Raw genomic sequence first — 18461 nt, 5'->3', positions numbered from 1 at the left:
TATTTGTACTTTTATAGTTACTATCATTTTAAAAAATAAAGAATTAGGCGTGATTATTTATCCATTTAGTTGGTCTTGTATATTAAGCCTGGCGTACCAGTTATTAAATTACAGTAGAGCATTTTAATGAAATACTTTTTTGTACTGCTACTATCAATCAGCTCTTTTAACGTATTAGCCGCTGAAGTAGTCATACATAACCTTAGCTCGCTCTCAAGTAATGCTCAAAATACGGTGTCTACATGGGTTAATCAAAGTGTTGAAAAAACACAAAATACACTGGGGCCTTTAAAGCAAACCACTTTGCCTATTTATTTAAAACCGCAATACTTTGCTTTTGAGCCTGTACCTTGGGCTACAGTTAAGCGCAATAACCCCGATGGGATTGAACTACATATAGATCGCTACGCCAGTTTAAATGCATTCACTAAAGATTGGACGCTATACCATGAACTTTCGCATTTATATTTGCCGCTACTTCCCTACTCCGGTTTTTGACTAAGCGAGGGTTTTGCCAGTTATATGCAAAACGTAATAATGCGTGACAGCGGTATAATCACCCAGCCACAGTTTGTACAACGTTTAAATGCAGGATTTGATCGTGCCTGCCTGCAAACCAAAACTAAAACACAGCCACTTAATAAGCTCTCTGCCGATATGTGGAAACAACGCGCCCAGCAACGTGTTTATTGGACGGGTGCGGCTTTTTTTGCACAGGCCGACCTTAAGCTACAAAAACAAGGTTTATCTGTCGCGGGTATAATAAAACAGTATCAAACATGCTGTAGACCCGGTCGTTCTAGTGCTAAAACCTTTATAAAAGAGTTAGATAAGTTATCCAGCAGCAGCATTTTTACAACGCTGTATGCAAAATATAATACCCGTACTGATTTTCCTGATATTAATAAAAAGCAGCTAAACACGCTTTAACGGCTGCTCTGTTTTATATAGCTACTATATTTAACCAGCCCTTGCGCATTAAAATTGGTTGAGTACTCGTTCATAAAACTATGCAAAAAATTGGTTTTATAGCACTTAACACTCGCTTTGGTGCTTAAAGCTTTAATAACTTCATCAACATTAAAGTGACTCTCACTTTCTGGGAATATGAATTCACAGGGTACATTTGCATCTAACGCTAAATAATTACGAATTTGCGACGGATAAAAGCCAATTAACTTTTTAAGGTGTGTATTGCCTGTTAATAACTGTGCCCGCCATGCTGCACTTGCCCCTGCGCTAAACGCAATACATGTGGTCGGCACTTTTAAACTCTCAAAGCATTCTAGAAGTTTGTCCGTGTATTTGTCATGGCCACACTGCTGTATAAAATTATTATAACTATCTTTTTCACTTTCAATAGCTTGAATCTTGTTGTTGTATGGGTCAACAATCACTAAATTTGAACTAATTGCCTGTGATAACTTACTTAAAGCAGGGGGTTAAACCATAAATATCACTCACTATTAAGTAATTCATACTTATCCTTTGGTAACTAAAAATGGGCTTTGTAAGCAGTTGATAAGATTTATTATAAATATTTTTATAATAAATAGCTTGCACACAATTTATATATAAGTTACCTTCCCTCTCTGGTTTAAAGAAACCGCCGCGGTTAACCATTTACCCTGATCCAGTAAGCCCCGCAAAACGTATATTTGAAAGCTAAGTTATTGTACGGCGAGAACCCCTTGAATAATACCGAGATGATTTTTTATTATCATCGCAAAAGTGTCATAAAGATCGTCAACACTGTAATGAAGCTAAACACAACATCGTTAATTTATTGACTGCAATTTGCTATACAAATATAGCGCAGAATAAATAACAAGAATAAAGTGAGTTTTATTATGTCTTATAAATATAACGGGTCTATGATCCAAATAGCACATCCAGTGCAATCAATTTCAGTAAACAAACATCGTGTAATCTTCAGTGATACACAAGGTTTAAAAAATGCATTATTTCAAAAAGCGAGTGATGCACGCCAGTTTGTTAAGTGGCTAAAAGCTAACTAAGCAACATATAACTTTAATTGCCATTCTATTATTGCAATTATTGATAAGATATTATGCCAGCCTTGTTGCTGGCATTTTACTTTTTAGCCCTTTATTGGTTACAATAGTTTTACAATAATAATTACTGGTAGCTGTTGTAATGCTCCGTATATTTTTAACTTTCTTACTTTTTTTCTGTCTGAGCTCAATAAGCAATGCTAGAACCATAAACTGGCTAGCGCACGATTTTGCACCCTATTATATTTTAAATGGTCAATATCAACACCAAGGCCGTGACGAAAGCATAATTTCTTTACTTGAAAAACAACTTCCTAATATTACCTTTAACCGCATGCTTATCCCCTCAGGTAAAGTAATTCAAGAGCTGTCCAATACTTCAAATAATGTTTGTGCGTTATCGCTTTATAAAAATGATTACAGAAAAGAGCATATTTATTTCACAGAGGAGAGCTCAACAACGGGCCTCTCGCCTTCAATAGCAATGCATAAAAAGCTCGCAAAAGCGCTAAATATAGCGGAATCTAAAGAAGTATCACTACTCAATTTAATACAAGATAAAAAACTAACTCTTGGAGTTTCTATGAGCCGCTCTTACGGCCAAGAGATAGATACTTTAATAAACAGTACGCCTAATATAGATTTAGTAATTAGACCCACTCGCGATAGCCTAGCGAGCCTTACATATATGCTTAACCTAAAACGAATTGATATTTTGCTGGGTTACCCAAGCGAGCATTACTATTTAGCTAAATCAATGCACTTTGAAGAAAACTTAACCCAACGTCCATTAACCGAATCTCCCGCGTTAAGTTATGGTTTTATTGGTTGTACTAAAAACGAGCAAGGCGCAAAAGACATCGCTATTCTTAATGAGCAGCTTAAAGTTATTAAAAAAACGCAGGCTTATAACGATTTACTTATGCGTTGGTTGCCTGAGGATTTAAGGCCTCTATTAAAGTCACGTATTAATAGCACAAAATAAACAAATACAAAGTCGCATAATTTGAGTTTCTGTTAAGCAAAAAAAACGCCACAGTAAGTGGCGTTTTTATATTCAATAATGGTATTACTGACGAACGCCTTCTATTGATAAAATAATATCAACATGAGTAGATGCAGGCCCTAAGTTGTAATCAATACCGTAGTCGGTAAGTTTAAGGCTGGTTTCGCCTTCAAAACCTACGCGGTAGCCGCCCCACGGATCTTTACCTTCGCCCACTTTATCTATTTCAAAGGTAATAGTTTTAGTTACGCCATGCAGCGTAAATTCGCCGGTTACGTCGGCCTCTTCACCATTTTCATCAAATTTAATGCTGGTGCTTTTAAATGTCGCTTTTGGGTATTTATCCACATTTAAAAAATCTTTACCGTGTAAGTGCTTATCGCGCTCTGCATGGTTAGAATCAAGGCTTGTGGTGTCAATATTTACCATAATTTTTGATGCATCAGGGTTTTTAGCATCATAACTAAATGTGCCGTCAAAAGTATTAAAACGACCATATAACCAGCTGTAACCTAAGTGTTTAATTTTAAAGTTAACAGATGCGTGCCCGCCTTTTGTATCAATTACATAATCAGCTGCATTAGCGGCTGTTGCCGATAACATCATTGCAGCCGAAACGGCTGTGCTTACTAATAATTTTTTCATTTTAATCATCCTTTAATGGTTTGATCATTCTGATTAAGGTTTTATCTTTATCGATAAAGTGATGTTTTAACGCCCCTAGTGCATGCAATACTGCAAACCCTATTAATGTGCACGCGCCGTAATAATGTACTTTTCCTGCAATATCGGCTTGGTCATCAAAAGCAAAATCAAGCGCTGATACGTTAAATAAGGTAAACACTTCTATTGGACGTCCGTCTGCGGTTGATATTAAATACCCAGCAACAACAATAACGGCCAAAATAATATACATAACAATATGCGCGGTGTGTGCTAATTGGTTCATACCTTTACTTTCACCTAAGGGTTTAGGTTGTGTAGATAAAGCACGCCATAAAATTCTAAATAAAAATACGGCCACAAGCGTAATACCAATGCTTTTATGTAAATCGAGCGAGCCTTTGTACCAGCTATCGTAATAAGTAAGCTCAACCATATATAAACCTAAACCAAACAGGCCAAAAATAGTCAACGCCATGAGCCAATGTAAAATAATGGCGACAAGTCCGTAAGATGAAGGTGTATTTTTAAACATGTGTAACGTCCTATAATGCTATGACGTTACAATATAGTGCATAGCCGTAAATGAAAATAACATTTACAAACACTTTACGTGCGTATAAGCACAGAACTTTGATAATTAAAGTCAGTTTTAGAAGTTGAGGATTAAACAGATAAGTTTATAGGGTGGATTGCTCGCTCAAGCTGACATAAATTAAGCTCTCTGGGCTTACTTGCAAACAAGTAACAAGTCCTTCTTTAATGAGCTCAAGCATGGCTATAAAACTAACCACCACACCACTACGCCCTTCATCAGGCGTAAAAAGCGCATTAAAAACCACTGCTGAATTTGCTTTCGATAGCTGTTGTAATATTTGGCTCATTCTCTCTCGGGTTGAGAGTACTTCGGCAGTAATTTGATGATGTTCAAACGTTTTTGCTCGCGCCATAACATCACTCAACGCCAGCATTAAGTCTTTAAGTTCAATATCGGGGAGGTTTTGACTTGTGTCTTCATTTATTGGCATAGCGGCATGCGCTATAAAAATATCACGCCCAACACGGGGGGTATCATCGAGGTTTTCGGCGGCTTTTTTAAATAACTCATATTCTTGCAGGCGTTTAATAAGCTCAGCGCGAGGGTCTTCTTCCTCTTCAAGCTCTTCGTGAACAGGGAGTAATAAGCGCGACTTAATTTGTGCAAGTAACGCAGCCATTACTAAATATTCGCCGGCAAGTTCGAGTTGAAACTCGGTCATCATTTCAACGTAACTTACATACTGCTCTGTAATACTAAAAATAGAAAGATCGAGCACATCAAGCTTATGCTTTTTAATTAAATAAAGCAGTAAATCGAGAGGGCCTTCAAAGGTTTCTAATATTATTTCGAGCGCATCGGGCGGAATATATAAGTCTTCTGGTTTATCTACAACCGCTTTACCATGCAAAAAAGCCAGTGGCAACTTTTGCTGCACTGGCTTTTCATTACTTTTTGTATCAGCAGTACTTTCGCTCACTTGTTATTACTCAAATGGGCTTGTATCACCACAGCCAACACGTAATATTTTAACTTCATCTTCTGACAAGTCGATTACTGTGGTTGCTTGCTCGGCTAAATGGCCACCGTGAATAATTAAATCAACGTGTTTATCTAATCGCTCTAAAATTTCATCCGGATCTGATTCTGTAAATTGTTGCCCTGGTAAAATTAAAGAACACGACATTAGCGGCTCGCCAAGTTCGGCAAGTAACGCACAAGCAATTGGGTGTTCAATTACACGCATGCCAATGGTTTTTTTCTTGTCGTTTAATAGACGCTTAGGGACTTCTTTTGTGCCTTTAAAAATAAAGGTATAAGGCCCTGGCGTATTATTTTTAATTAATCTAAATAGCTGGTTATCTACACGTGCATAAGTAGATAGCTCCGATAAATCACGGCAAACTAGCGTAAAATTATCGTTTTTTTCAATACCACGAATACGCTCTATGCGCTCTTTGGCTTGCTTATTACCAATATTACAGCCAATGGCATAGCCCGAATCTGTTGGGTAAACAACAACACCACCTTGTTTAATAATATCAACGGCTTGACTAATCAATCTTGGTTGCGGGTTATCAGGATGAATATGGAATAATTGACTCATGTTAATGCCCCTTCTTGTCCTTCCCAAACTTGCCAAACACCTTGGCAGTCTTTTGGTAAGTATAAATTTTTGCCAAGCTCTAAATAGCTTGTCGGAAAATGAAAATCAGACCCTTGCGAGCAAAGTAGTTCGTACTCACGGCTGAGTTCACCTAAAAATTGACGTTCGCTTGGCGCCTGTTGAGGTTGTGCAACTTCCATTGCGTCTCCTCCTACACTTTTAAATTCTACTAATAATTTGCGTAGCCACTTGTTTGACATTTGATAGCTACTTGGGTGAGCAAGTACAGCAACACCACCAGCGGCATGTATTGCCTCTACAGCGGTTTGCATGGTGCACCAGCAACTAGGTACATAGCCTGTTTTGCCGCGCCCTAAGTACTTTTTAAAAACACCCGGGAAATTTTTAGCTACACCGCGCTCAATAAGGGCACGTGCAAAATGTGCGCGCGTAATTTGCGCGTCTTTTGCCAGCTCTTTAGCTTGCTCGTAAATGCCATCAAAACCATTTTTTGCAAGGCGTGCGCCAATTTCTAGTGCACGCTCTTCTCGCTTTTGCTGCTGAGCCGATAATAAAGAGGTAAGGTCAATATTATTAATATCAATATTTAAACCTACAATATGAATTTCGAAGCTTTCCCATTTGGTAGACACTTCGGTACCCGTTATTAATGAAAGCGGTAAGTTTTCTGCTTCAATAAATTGCTGAGCAGGCTTAATAGCCGCCACAGTGTCATGATCGGTAATAGCAAACACATCAATATTTTTATCAACAGCGCGATGCAATAATTCTTCAACCGTTAAACGCCCGTCTGAATGTGTAGTATGGCTATGTAAATCGTATTTTATCAAAAGAAAACTGCTTAAAATTAAGGGTTACTGGTGTTTATGTAAGTATAACAACTTTTTTGACTAAATTGTTTTAAATAAACACTTGACACAAAAGCATAAGATACGTTTTACTGTAGCCACTTTCAGACACATTAAGAATTAACAATAATGATCAATTCAAACTTAAACACTATTTGGTGGTGGCACTCGTAATTTTCGGGTGATGAATTGTCGTGTCTAGCAAAAATTCAAAACCCGCAACTATGCGGGTTTTTTTATAACTAAATTTTACGAAACATATACGTTAAAAATATTTAATAAATTTTGAGGCAGAAAAACATGAATAACGGTCTTACTCTTACACATCGTTGGTGGTGGCGCCTGATATAGCGGGACGGTAATGATCTGTTTGTAATTTAGATATCGTTATTCAAACCCCGCATTGCAAAAGCACTGCGGGGTTTAATTTTTTGAGGGAATGAGGTTTGATTTTTAGTCATATAACTACCACACCAGGCGAAGTAACAAGCATTACGCAAGTACGCGACTATATTAGTAGCCCTCTTGCATTATACGCGGCACTTGATAAGCCTAACTCACTACTGCTTGAATCGGCTGAGATTGATTCTAAAGACAGTGTAAAAAGTTTAATTTTAGTTGATAGCGCCCTGCGCATTGTATGTAAGGGTAAAACGGTAACTGTTAGCGCACAATCTAATAACGGCAAGCAATTATTAAGCTACTTACAAGCAAATGTTAAGAGCTGTGATTCACAATTAAACGACACAACGCTTACACTTAACTACCAAGACACCAGCAGCGATATAGACGAAGCAAGTAAGCTTGTTGCTGATAACGCTTTCAGCGCTCTTCGTACCTGTATTAACAGTATTCAAAGCACCACCGAAAATCCGTTTTCGGTATTTTTAGGCGGTGTGTTTGCCTACGACATGGTGGCAAACTTTGAGCAATTAAGTGATGTACCTGATGGCGAAAACACCTGCCCTGATTATGTATTTTACTTAGCCGAAACCTTAGTTGTTATTGATCATCAAAAACAAACAACCGAACTCATTGGCAATGTATTTAATGGCCCAGACGTACACGCTAACTGCTTTGAAGTAGGTAAAGAGCTTGAGCGCTTAAATACGCTGTGCGATAACGCAGCAGAATTTAGTGCGGATATGCAAAGTGGACAATGTGATGTAAGCGTTGATATAAGCGATGAAACGTATTGCGAGCAAGTTGTTAAGCTTAAAAAGAACATTGTAGATGGTGATATTTTTCAGGTAGTGCCGTCGCGTACATTTTCACTACCTTGCCCTGATTCTTTACATGCGTATAGCCAGCTTAAAAAGCAAAACCCAAGCCCTTACATGTTTTATATGCGCGATGAAGACTTTGCATTATTTGGCGCGTCCCCTGAGTCGGCCCTTAAGTACGATATAGGTAATCAGCAAGTAGAAGTTTACCCAATTGCTGGTACTCGAGCGCGCGGCAAATTTGCTAACGGGCAAATAAACCCAGACCTAGACAGCCGCATTGAGCTTGAACTAAGAAACGATCAAAAAGAGCGCGCCGAGCATTTAATGCTCGTTGATTTAGCCCGTAACGACGTAGCCCGCATTAGTGTTGCAGGTACTCGTTTTGCCAAAGAGTTATTAAAAGTAGACCGCTATTCACAGGTAATGCATTTAGTTTCACGCGTTGTTGGCACACTAAAACCCGAGCTTGATGCACTGCACGCTTACCAAGCGTGTATGAACATGGGCACGCTTGTTGGTGCACCAAAGGTTCGTGCTGCTGAGCTTGTTCGTCAAACTGAAGGTAAGCGCCGTGGCAGTTATGGCGGCGCTGTAGGTTACTTAACCGGTGATGGCGCAATGGATAGCTGTATTGTTATTCGCTCTGCTTTTGTTAAAAATAACATAGCCTACGTGCAAGCAGGTGCAGGTGTAGTGTTTGACTCAGATCCTATTTCTGAAGCAAACGAAACTCGCGCTAAAGCACAAGCGGTTATCACCGCCATAAAATCTACGTATAAGGCGGTATAAAATGAGTAAAGCGAATCCTATTAAAATCTATTTTTTAGATAACTTTGACTCATTTACATACAACCTTGTTGATGAGCTTACGATGCTTGGCTGCGAACTTGTTGTTTACAGAAACAACATTAGCGCTGAGGTTATTTTTAATAAAATGCGCCAAGAGCAAGGCCAAGTGCTATTAGTACTTTCACCAGGCCCTGGCACACCAACCGATGCAGGCTGTTTAATGGAGCTTATTGAGCTCTCTAAAGGCCACTTCCCAATGCTAGGCATTTGTTTAGGCCAACAAGCGTTAACACAAAGCTATGGCGGAGTAATCGGTCACGCGGGTGAAACCGTACATGGTAAGTCTTCAATTATTAATTTAGGCGAACATCCTGTATTTGATGGTATGGGCAATACAATGCCTGTAGCACGTTACCATTCATTAATGGCAACAAAAGTGCCTGATAATATAAAGGTTATTGCCCAGTACGAAGATATCCCTATGGCTATTTATCATCATGATGACAATGCATTAGGTTACCAGTTTCATCCAGAATCAATACTGACGCCAAACGGCGCAATGCTACTTCAGCAAAGTGTCGCTTACTTAACACGCGCTAAATAAAAAAGGACATTATGAGTACACAACCAGAACAACCCATAAATGTTCAACACGCTATTGAACAACTAATTACAGGGCAATCATTAAGCTACGCAGACGCCAAAGCACTGTTTGATGAAATAATGCAAGGTAACATGAGCGAGATTGAGCTAACCGCCCTACTAATAAGCCTTAAAATTAAAGGCGAAGTAAGCGATGAAATAGCAGGTGCTGCAGCCTCAATGCGCGATAACGCTGTTGCTTTTACTACCAGCAGTACACAACTTGCTGATAGCTGTGGCACAGGCGGCGATGGCTCAAACACAATTAATATAAGCACAACAGCAGCCATAGTTGCCGCTGCTGCCGGCATTAACATGGTAAAACATGGTAATCGCAGTGTATCGAGTAATTCAGGCTCTGCCGACTTACTAAAAGCGCTGGGCATTAATATAGACATGAGCCCAGAGCAGGCAGCAAAATGTCTTGAGCAAACCAATTTTACCTTTTTGTTTGCACCGCACTATCACAGTGGCGTACGCCATGCTATGGGCGTGCGTACAGCGCTTAAAACACGCACTATTTTTAATATTTTAGGCCCGCTTGCTAACCCTGCAGCACCTGATGTGCAATTGTTAGGTGTGTACAACGAAGCGTTATGTATGCCAATGGCACAAACACTTAAAACCCTTGGCACAAAGCGCGCTATGATTGTTCACGGCTCGGGCACTGACGAAATAGCTCTACACGGCCCAACAACGGTAGTTGAGCTGAATAATGGCAAGCTTACACAGTACACACTAAACCCAAGCGACTTTGACCTTGCAAACTATTCACTTGAACAACTCGCTGGTGAAGGCCCACAATACAACGCAAATGCTAGCCTTGCCATCTTACAAGGCAAAGGCACAGATGCACATAATGCTGCCATTGTGGTTAACGTAGCTGCCCTTTTATACCTAACAGGTAAAGCAGAAACGTTAAAAGAAGGGGCAAAGCGAGTACAAACATTATTAAGTTCAGGGCAAGCCATGAACACACTAAATGCAATTATTGAGGTAAGTAATGGCTAATGTATTAGATAAAATTGTTGCTGATAAAAAATTAGAACTAATTGAGCGTAAAGCCGCACGCCCGCTTGAAAGCTTTAAGCACCTTGCAGTGCCTACAAGCCGTAGCTTTTACAAAGCATTAGCCGCCCCAGGCACACAGTTTATTTTAGAGTGTAAAAAAGCATCGCCCTCAAAAGGGTTAATTAGAGAGCCATTTGATTTAACCGAAATCACCTCAGTTTATAAAAAATACGCCACCTGCATGAGCGTGTTAACTGATGCTAAATATTTTCAAGGCAGTTTTGATTACCTCGAATTTGTGCGCAGCCAAGTAGAACAACCGCTTATCTGTAAAGACTTTTTTATAGATGAATACCAAGTATATATGGCGCGTATTTATGGCGGTGACGCTATATTGCTGATGCTTTCGGTAATTGATGACGAAAGCTATAAAGCACTGCATGCTGTTGCCGATTCACTAAATATGTCGGTATTAACCGAAGTAAGTAATGAAGAAGAAGTACACCGTGCACTTGCGCTTGATGCACAAATTATTGGTATTAATAACCGTGATTTACGCGATTTAAGCACCGATTTAGCCACTACCGAAAAGCTACGCAAACTTATTCCGGCTGATAAAGTGGTTATTTCGGAATCGGGTATTTACACCCATCAAGACGTAAAACGTTTAGCTCCATTATGCGATGGTTTTTTAATTGGCAGCTCACTTATGGGCGAGCGTGATTTAGAGCAAGCATGTCGCCGTGTTATTTTAGGTGACAATAAAGTATGTGGTTTAACACGTACCAAAGATGCACAAGCGGCATATCAAAACGGTGCTATTTACGGTGGTTTAATTTTTCATCCTAAATCGCCACGCTATGTTGATTTAGATTGCGCAAAAGAGCTTAGCCAAAGTGCCCCGCTTAATTTTGTGGGTGTGTTTGTAGATGCCCCAATTGATCAAGTTGCTCAATACGCAAGTGTGCTAAAATTGGCGGCAGTTCAATTACATGGTCAAGAAAGTGACGATTACATCGCTCAGTTGCGTACACAGTTACCTACCGGCTGCGAGATTTGGAAAGCCCAAGCAATAAAAGATGCATTGCCAACGCCTGTAAATGGCGTTGACCGACACCTTTACGATACACACAGCGACACACAAGCTGGCGGTACAGGTAAAGCATTTGATTGGTCGGTGCTTCATGATGCAACCACACCGTTTATGCTCGCTGGAGGCTTAAATCCAGACAATATTAAAGATGCGCTTTTTAAAGGTGCCTTAGGCCTTGATTTAAACTCAGGCGTTGAAGAATCTGCGGGTAAAAAGTGCCCTAACAAATTACATAATGCTTTTACAAGCATCAGAAATTATTGAGGTTAAAATGCAAAATCCAGCTTATTTTGGCGAGTTTGGCGGTATGTTTGTACCCGAGTTGCTTGTCCCTGCGCTTAAGCAGTTAGAAAACGAATTTAACAAAGCACAAAAAGATCCTGAGTTTCAGGCTGAGCTAAGTAAATTATTAAACGAGTATGCGGGTCGTCCTACCCCACTTACTTTAACGCGCAATTTAGTTAAAAACCCAAAAGTAAAACTGTATCTAAAGCGTGAAGACTTATTACACGGTGGCGCACATAAAACCAACCAAGTACTTGGCCAAGCGTTACTTACTAAGCGCATGGGTAAAAAACAAGTAATTGCTGAAACAGGCGCAGGCCAACACGGCGTTGCAACCGCGCTTGCATGTGCATTACTGGGTTTAAAATGTCGAATTTATATGGGCGCAAAAGACGTTGAACGTCAGCAACCAAACGTATTTAGAATGAAGTTAATGGGCGCAGAGGTTATTCCGGTAACAGCGGGTTCTGGCACATTAAAAGATGCAGTAAATGAAGCCCTGCGTGACTGGTCAGCTAATTATCAAGACGCGCACTACCTACTAGGCACAGCAGCTGGTCCTCACCCATTCCCAACAATTGTACGTGAGTATCAAAAAGTTATTGGTGAAGAAGCTAAACAACAAATACTTAAAGCCGAAGGTCGTTTACCTGACGCTGTAATTGCCTGTGTTGGTGGTGGTTCAAACGCAATTGGTATGTTCACTGACTTTATTGACGAGCCAGGCGTTAAATTAATTGGTGTTGAGCCTGCTGGGAAAGGGCTTGATACAAATGAGCACGGTGCAACAATTTGTAAAGGCACTAAAGGTATATTACACGGTACTTACACGTACATTATGCAAAACGACGATGGCCAAATTGAAGAGTCTTACTCTGTATCAGCGGGTCTTGATTACCCTGCGGTTGGTCCTCAGCACGCATTTTTACACGAAACTGGTCGCGCTCAATACGTTGGTATCACTGATACAGAAGCGCTTGATGCGTTTCAATCACTTGCTAAAAACGAAGGGATCATTCCGGCGCTTGAATCAAGCCATGCGCTTGCTTATGCACTTAAGTATGCAGAAGAGCAAACCGAGGAAAGCGTTTTAGTTATTAATTTAAGTGGTCGTGGCGATAAAGATTTAGCACACGTTCACAATGTACTATCTGAAAGAGGTCAGCTATGAGCCAAGTAAAAACGGATCGTTACGGTAAAATGTTTGCAGCGCTTAACGAGAAAAAACAAGGTGCGTTTGTACCATTTGTAACAATTGGCGACCCAGGTAAAGAGCAAAGTGTTGCGATTATTAAAAGCTTAATTGACGGCGGCGCTGATGCACTTGAGCTTGGTATTCCGTTTTCTGATCCTATTGCAGATGGTCCTGTAATTCAAAAAGCGAATATTCGCGCACTTGATGTACACATTAACACGCAAGATTGCTTTGATGTTATTAAAGAGATACGCGAGTATAACGCCGATATTCCAATTGGATTATTGCTTTACTCAAACCTTGTTTTTAAGCGCGGCATAGAAGCATTTTACAAAGATGCAAAAGCGGTAGGTGTAGACTCTATTTTAGTGGCTGACGTACCTCTGCATGAATCTAAAATATTTAGAAAATCGGCAATGGATAACGGTGTAGACCCAATTTTTATTGCAACACCTAATGCGGATGATGACACACTTCGCCAATGCGCCTCTTACGGTCGTGGTTATACGTATTTACTATCGCGCGCAGGTGTTACCGGTACCGATACTAAAGCACAAATGCCGGCGGGTAATATTGTCACTAAATTAAAAGAATACCATGCAGCTCCTGCTCTTTTAGGGTTTGGTATTTCAACACCAGATGATGTAAAAGCGGCACTTAATGCAGGCGCAGCAGGTGCTATTTCAGGCTCTGCTGTAGTTAAAATTATTGAAGCTAACCTTAACGATTTAGACGCAATGACAACGCAGTTAAAAGCATTTGTTAGTGAAATGAAAGCGGCAACCGCATTATAAAAAGTGTAAATTTACGCATTAAAAAAGGGCATTTAAAATGCCCTTTTTTGTTTTTTAAAAGCAAATTAGTGAGCTTGGTGTTTACCCTCTAAAATCTCTTCAATAAATTTAGCATTAAATGCTTCTAAATCAGCTGGGCTTCGGCTTGTTACCAAACCTTGGTCTACACATACTTCTTGATCGACCCAATTAGCACCTGCATTAATTAAATCGCTTTTAATACTAGGAAAAGAAGTAATAGTACGGTCGCGCAATTTATTAATTTCAGCTAACAACCACGGTGCGTGGCAAATAGCAGCAACGGGTTTGTTTTTTTCTGCGCCAAAAAAGCCATCAATAAATGCTTTAGCATCTTTATCTTGGCGTAAACTGTCTGGATTAAATAAACCACCAGGAAGCATAAGCGCGTCGTAATCAGCAGGATCTGCGTTTGTAACTAGTTTATCTACTGTTACTTTATCGCCCCACTTGTCTTCATCCCAGCCAGTAATTTGGCCTTCTTTAATTGATACTATTTCGATGTTTGCACCAGCATCAAGTAATGCGCTGCGTGGAGATAAAAGCTCACTTTGCTCAAATCCATCAGTGGCTAAAATTGCGATTTTTTTGCCTTGTAAACGTGTGCTTGTTTGTAATGTACTCATTGAGATCTCCTTATTTTCTTAAAAGGTATATTTAAAATACACAATCAAAAAAGCACGATGCGTGCCGATAACAAGCAATTGAAAATAAAGGAGTTAATTTAAGTAGGATTTATAATGCCATGTAAATCATTTAGAAGGGATGAAAAAACTACATAGATCAGACATAGCTTTGCTACTTGGTGATTTAAATACAGAAACTTCGCTTCTCGCGTGAGCAAGCTCAACGCCTACAACTAACGCTCGGCATTATGTTTATTTTTGTAGACGCACAACTTGTTGGCGTGATGGGCAAAGCTCAGTCAACGACCAAGCTAAGTAGTGCTATTTAAAGCAGGTCTTTTAACGCTTTAGCCGGCTTAAAAACCGCTTTATTTGCGCCTTCTATTTCAATTGCAGCCCCTGTTTGTGGGTTACGCCCAGTACGCGCTGGGTAATAACTTAGCGCAAAGGTACCAAAGCCATTAATTTGAACTTGATCGCCCTCAGAAAGCGATTTAGTAATGACTTTTTGCAAGCTTGAAAGTGCCGCTTGAGAATCTTTTTTTGTTAATTCACTTTTGTGTGCAATGGTAGCAACGAGTTCTGCTTTATTCATTTTAGGCTCCTAAATACACGCCAAATCAGTGTTGGTTAAGCGTGGGAATATGATGATATGAAAAATACCAAACCAAATTGGTAATAAAGCCACGCAGGCTAAGGGTTACAGGGGAACAAGTCAACCTTGTAGTTGCTAAGCTTTATGTGGTAAAAAGCCTTTGACTCTTTTTTGTATAATTTAGGTAGTATATGCACGCATTAATTGAATACATTCCACTCATACTGTTTTTTGCAGTGTTTAAACTCGTCGATATTTATTGGGCTACCGGTTTATTAATGGCCACTACGCTTATTCAAGTTGCTTATAGCTACTTTAAACATGGCAATGTACCTACTCGTCATTGGATATTTTTTGGCATTGCTGCCGTGTTTGGTACGCTAACGCTGGTACTTCATGATGAGCAATACATTAAATGGAAAGCAACACTGATATATGCAGGTTTAAGTTTAACGTTACTTGTTAGCCGTTATGTACTTAATAAAAATCTCGTTAAAAAAGCGCTTAGCTCAATCCTCGAAAACGCTAATGATACAAAACAAGCCATTGTTGTCCCAGAACCATTATGGGATAAGCTTAACCTAATGTGGGTTGTTATAACTGCTGGTATAGCGGCACTAAACATTTATATTGCGTATAATTTTTCGCTCGACTTTTGGGTTAACTTTAAAGTATTTGGTTTAATGGGTATTACCTTTGTAAGTATTTTTGCCACTATTATCGCCTTATATAAATACTTCCCTGATGAAGAAGAGCCTGCAAAGTAAGCCCCCTCGTCATAAAAGTGTCGTCTTAGCTTGCTAGCTTATTAAAAAAAGCAAGTTGAGACGACCTTGAACGCTAATCAATACCGCTGGTTTGAATTTACCCTCATTTTTATATTGCTGCCCTTGTTGGGTTTTGGATTACGCGAGCATTTAGCTAATTGGCTTATCCCTGCGCTTATTATACTTATGAGTGTGTGTTGTATGTTGCTACTAGGCGATCCCCATTTTAAACGGTTTAGACTCACAAGCCTTGGACAATTTTCTGCTGTTAAAAGGCGTGTGTTTAGCTTCTTTTTTTTAGGTGCGCTGTTCTCGGGCATGTTTTACGGGATTATTCATCAAGGCAACTGGTTTACCCTTCCCCGTAACTCATTTAATGATTGGCTTTTACTGTTGGTGCTCTACCCAATACTGTCGGTTATTCCTCAAGAATTAATATTCAGAACGTATTTTTTTCATCGTTATAAACGCATTATGCCAAAAAAAGCAGTGCGTATTGTAGTTAGTGCGAGTGTATTTGCGTTGGCGCATATTGTGTATGCAAATTGGATTGCAGTAGCCTTAGCCTTTTTGGGCGGTTTACTGTTTGCGTATACCTACGCACAAAGCCGCTCAACGGTCGTGTGTGTTATTGAACACAGCTTATGGGGGCTATGGATGTTTACACTCGGGATTGGCAGCTACCTCAATTCAGGCGCATTTAACTAATGTGACAAGCATTAAAAATCCGATACTAGAAAACTAATATCGGATTTCGAATAGTTATAAAAACACTTCACTCATCACAAAAAGCGCTGAGCTGTAAGGCATATGCTGAGTTTTTAATTATTTAATCTAATAGTTAAAATAACGACTCAAACTCACCATTTGGAAATAAAACACCAGGAATACCACGTACCGCAGTAACATCAGCTAGTTTAGTATCACCAAAATATAAACCGCCACTGTAATTACGACCCTTTTGCTTTACATCTAACCAACGTCCATTTTCGCCTTTCGCTATTAGATTAATGTTGCCACTAACATCACGAATACGTAAATCTAACGCGCGATTTTGTATGCTAACAAATATATCTGTAGAGGTAAGTTCTGATAGGTTTTCCACATCGCCTACGTATGCAAATTTAAAATCACTTGCACCACTCAATGGAAAATCTAATTCAAAAGTAAATGCTAAGTCGTCATTATCTTCACCAACAAAAGGCGAAGCCTCTACTGCTGTGATATGAAATGCAGTGTTTTGAATGTCGCTTACGTAATCACCATTAAAATCAAAAGTAGATAACGTGGTTGACTCCTCACCTAATGAATTAACAAAGCGATTTAAGTTTACTGATAAATCACCTTCGAGTTTACCCGCTGTTTTATTGATAATTACGTTGGTCGTTACTTGTGTAATACCCGTATCGGCTTCGGGGTTTAATTCACTTTGAGCATCTATGCCGTCAAACTCAATCAGCAATTCACTTACATCCACACTTAATACCGTAGCACCATTTGTGACTGTTGCGCTCATTACACCTTCGATTTTATTACCTAATACACCACTTACTCTGAAAGTTGGAATTGATAAGTCAATGGTTATAGGTAACTCATCATATGTGCCAGTAATAGCCCAAGTATAAGGTGATTGGTTGTAATCAATATCTAAATCACGAAGTTTATATTGCCCTGATGGTGTAGAGCCATCAGCTAGTGGTGAATAATTTGTGATAACTTCGTTTAAAGCATTACTAAGTGCATCAAGGGTTCTTTGTGTGTCTTCATCAAACGTACCTTCAAGTTCAGTAAATTTTGCGTCTAATTCATCTGAATAGCTTTTTTCTTGAAGTCTTGCAACACCAATTATATTTCGCGTATCAACAAGTAACTCTCTTGAATCTAAGCTTTGCACTTCTGCTGAGCGAGCCTGCCAATTTGTAAATGTAGTTACACTTGCAATCGTTTGCTTAACTTGACCAGCTACATTTTTCAGCAAAGCATTACCTTGGTCGCTAAATAGATTGTCTGTAACATACTGCGCTGCTAAATCGCTGTAATATTGCCATGCTTGCTGGTCAGTCTCCAAGGTAGTAAATTCATTAAAAGCACTTTCAACACTAAACGAACTATCAGCAACACCAGATAAAATTGCCGCGTAAGTGAAGGCATTTGTAACCATTTCTGCTTCAACACTTGCATTTAAATTACTGTGCGTTAAATGATAAAAAGGCGTGGCTGATAAACTCGCCTGTGTAGCACTAAAGCCTTCTTCTGTAATTGCTTTGCTCAATGGTGATAAGTAAACCTTATTTACACCCGGTGCACTAAATGCATCCGCTTTGTAATTAAGAGTAACGGTTGTCAATTCTTGATAATCGATTAACCGGTTTGCGTTTAAATCATTTACATCACCACGTACAGTTCTGCCACACCCTGTAAATCGCGGACAAGGTAGAGCTGTATCGCTAGGTATAAACTCAAAACTATTAAAAGTAAGTGGAGTTACACTTACACTCGCAGTATTGATGTTTTCGACTTCAATTGATTCTTGCACCACCCCATCGCTATCTAAAACATTAAGCGTGCCCTGTGGTGATTGCCAATTAGATACATAAAAACTCACAGAAGAAGATGTAGCAATTTCACTCACTGCAACAGATTCTGAACTGTCACTGTCTGATGAAGAACCACAACCAGCCAATGCAATAGCGACCCCTAAAGGTATAATTTGTTTTAACATC

At 39.5% G+C, this 18461-nt stretch carries 18 protein-coding genes and 2 pseudogenes; 11 read left to right on the top strand and 9 right to left on the bottom strand.

Translation table 11 applies throughout. From position 1 onward, the window contains the following. Positions 1–126: 126 nt before the first annotated feature. A pseudogene (locus I6F10_RS20440) lies at positions 127–930 on the top strand (M61 family metallopeptidase). On the opposite strand, the pseudogene I6F10_RS20435 reads toward I6F10_RS20440, so the two are convergent. Further along, positions 927–1479: pseudogene (locus tag I6F10_RS20435) on the bottom strand (hypothetical protein). The pseudogenes I6F10_RS20440 and I6F10_RS20435 overlap by 4 nt on opposite strands. A 371-nt stretch (positions 1480–1850) precedes the next feature. Between I6F10_RS20435 and I6F10_RS02465 the strand changes: the two are divergent. Continuing rightward, on the top strand, positions 1851–2018 hold the full coding sequence (locus I6F10_RS02465; RefSeq protein WP_002961566.1) for a hypothetical protein: 168 nt from the start codon (positions 1851–1853) through the stop codon (positions 2016–2018). A 139-nt stretch (positions 2019–2157) separates the two neighbouring features. Then, on the top strand, positions 2158–3000 hold the full coding sequence (locus I6F10_RS02460; RefSeq protein ID WP_149602820.1) for a transporter substrate-binding domain-containing protein: 843 nt from the start codon (positions 2158–2160) through the stop codon (positions 2998–3000). An 84-nt stretch (positions 3001–3084) separates the two neighbouring features. Here I6F10_RS02460 and I6F10_RS02455 read toward each other — a convergent pair whose 3' ends face one another. The 5 genes from I6F10_RS02455 to rnm form a co-directional block, all read right to left on the bottom strand. Beyond that, complete coding sequence (locus I6F10_RS02455; RefSeq protein ID WP_165742914.1) at positions 3085–3666, bottom strand: YceI family protein; 582 nt, start codon at positions 3664–3666, stop codon at positions 3085–3087. A gap of 1 nt (position 3667) precedes the next feature. Beyond that, complete coding sequence (locus I6F10_RS02450) at positions 3668–4219, bottom strand: cytochrome b (RefSeq protein WP_024594560.1); 552 nt, start codon at positions 4217–4219, stop codon at positions 3668–3670. Positions 4220–4364: 145 nt separating this feature from the next. Further along, on the bottom strand, positions 4365–5201 hold the full coding sequence (locus I6F10_RS02445) for a segregation and condensation protein A (RefSeq protein ID WP_165742913.1): 837 nt from the start codon (positions 5199–5201) through the stop codon (positions 4365–4367). Between the two features lie 6 nt (positions 5202–5207). Then, entirely contained in the window at positions 5208–5828 is a 621-nt protein-coding gene (locus tag I6F10_RS02440) for an L-threonylcarbamoyladenylate synthase (protein ID WP_002961576.1), read from the bottom strand. Continuing rightward, positions 5825–6679, bottom strand: a complete 855-nt coding sequence (rnm, locus tag I6F10_RS02435) for an RNase RNM (protein WP_002961577.1) — start codon at positions 6677–6679, stop codon at positions 5825–5827. The genes I6F10_RS02440 and rnm overlap by 4 nt, the downstream gene beginning before the upstream one ends. A 464-nt stretch (positions 6680–7143) precedes the next feature. Between rnm and I6F10_RS02430 the strand changes: the two genes are divergently transcribed. From I6F10_RS02430 to trpA, 6 genes are read left to right on the top strand one after another with little or no spacing between them, the layout of a single operon-like run. Next, positions 7144–8712, top strand: a complete 1569-nt coding sequence (locus tag I6F10_RS02430) for an anthranilate synthase component 1 (protein WP_197098371.1) — start codon at positions 7144–7146, stop codon at positions 8710–8712. 1 nt (position 8713) lies between these two features. Then, a complete protein-coding gene (locus I6F10_RS02425; protein WP_165742911.1) occupies positions 8714–9316 on the top strand; it encodes an aminodeoxychorismate/anthranilate synthase component II in 603 nt (200 codons plus the stop codon). Positions 9317–9327: 11 nt separating this feature from the next. After that, complete coding sequence (gene trpD, locus I6F10_RS02420; RefSeq protein ID WP_165742910.1) at positions 9328–10365, top strand: anthranilate phosphoribosyltransferase; 1038 nt, start codon at positions 9328–9330, stop codon at positions 10363–10365. Then, positions 10358–11722: a bifunctional indole-3-glycerol-phosphate synthase TrpC/phosphoribosylanthranilate isomerase TrpF gene (gene trpCF / locus I6F10_RS02415; RefSeq protein WP_165742909.1), complete on the top strand. Its 1365-nt coding sequence runs from the start codon at positions 10358–10360 to the stop codon at positions 11720–11722. Before trpD ends, trpCF begins: the two co-directional genes overlap by 8 nt. Positions 11723–11729: 7 nt before the next feature. Then, positions 11730–12914 (top strand): tryptophan synthase subunit beta, encoded by a 1185-nt coding sequence (gene trpB, locus I6F10_RS02410; RefSeq protein WP_165742908.1) that lies wholly within the window; start codon positions 11730–11732, stop codon positions 12912–12914. Then, a complete protein-coding gene (gene trpA, locus I6F10_RS02405; RefSeq protein ID WP_024595006.1) occupies positions 12911–13732 on the top strand; it encodes a tryptophan synthase subunit alpha in 822 nt (273 codons plus the stop codon). Before trpB ends, trpA begins: the two co-directional genes overlap by 4 nt. Before the next feature lie 65 nt (positions 13733–13797). Here the strand turns inward: trpA and I6F10_RS02400 are convergent, their stop codons facing one another. Beyond that, positions 13798–14376 (bottom strand): type 1 glutamine amidotransferase domain-containing protein, encoded by a 579-nt coding sequence (locus I6F10_RS02400; RefSeq protein WP_024595007.1) that lies wholly within the window; start codon positions 14374–14376, stop codon positions 13798–13800. Between the two features lie 325 nt (positions 14377–14701). Then, positions 14702–14971, bottom strand: coding sequence for an HU family DNA-binding protein (locus I6F10_RS02395; RefSeq protein ID WP_197098370.1), 270 nt, complete (start codon positions 14969–14971; stop codon positions 14702–14704). Between the two features lie 191 nt (positions 14972–15162). Here I6F10_RS02395 and I6F10_RS02390 point away from each other — a divergent pair, with 191 nt between their 5' ends. Beyond that, the gene (locus I6F10_RS02390; protein WP_197098369.1) at positions 15163–15738 is read left to right on the top strand and encodes an inner membrane-spanning protein YciB; all 576 of its coding nucleotides are present in this window, start codon (positions 15163–15165) and stop codon (positions 15736–15738) included. Between the two features lie 66 nt (positions 15739–15804). Then, entirely contained in the window at positions 15805–16446 is a 642-nt protein-coding gene (locus tag I6F10_RS02385) for a CPBP family intramembrane glutamic endopeptidase (protein WP_165742906.1), read from the top strand. A 133-nt stretch (positions 16447–16579) separates the two neighbouring features. Here the strand turns inward: I6F10_RS02385 and I6F10_RS02380 are convergent, their stop codons facing one another. Next, a complete protein-coding gene (locus tag I6F10_RS02380; protein ID WP_165742905.1) occupies positions 16580–18460 on the bottom strand; it encodes a hypothetical protein in 1881 nt (626 codons plus the stop codon). Between the last annotated feature and the right edge of the window lies 1 nt (position 18461).

Source organism: Pseudoalteromonas sp. SWYJZ98 (assembly GCF_015864495.1).
Taxonomy (GTDB): Bacteria; Pseudomonadota; Gammaproteobacteria; order Enterobacterales; family Alteromonadaceae; genus Pseudoalteromonas; species Pseudoalteromonas distincta.
Note: the sequence above shows the minus strand (reverse complement) of the source record. Positions and strands in the feature narration are given on the sequence as shown.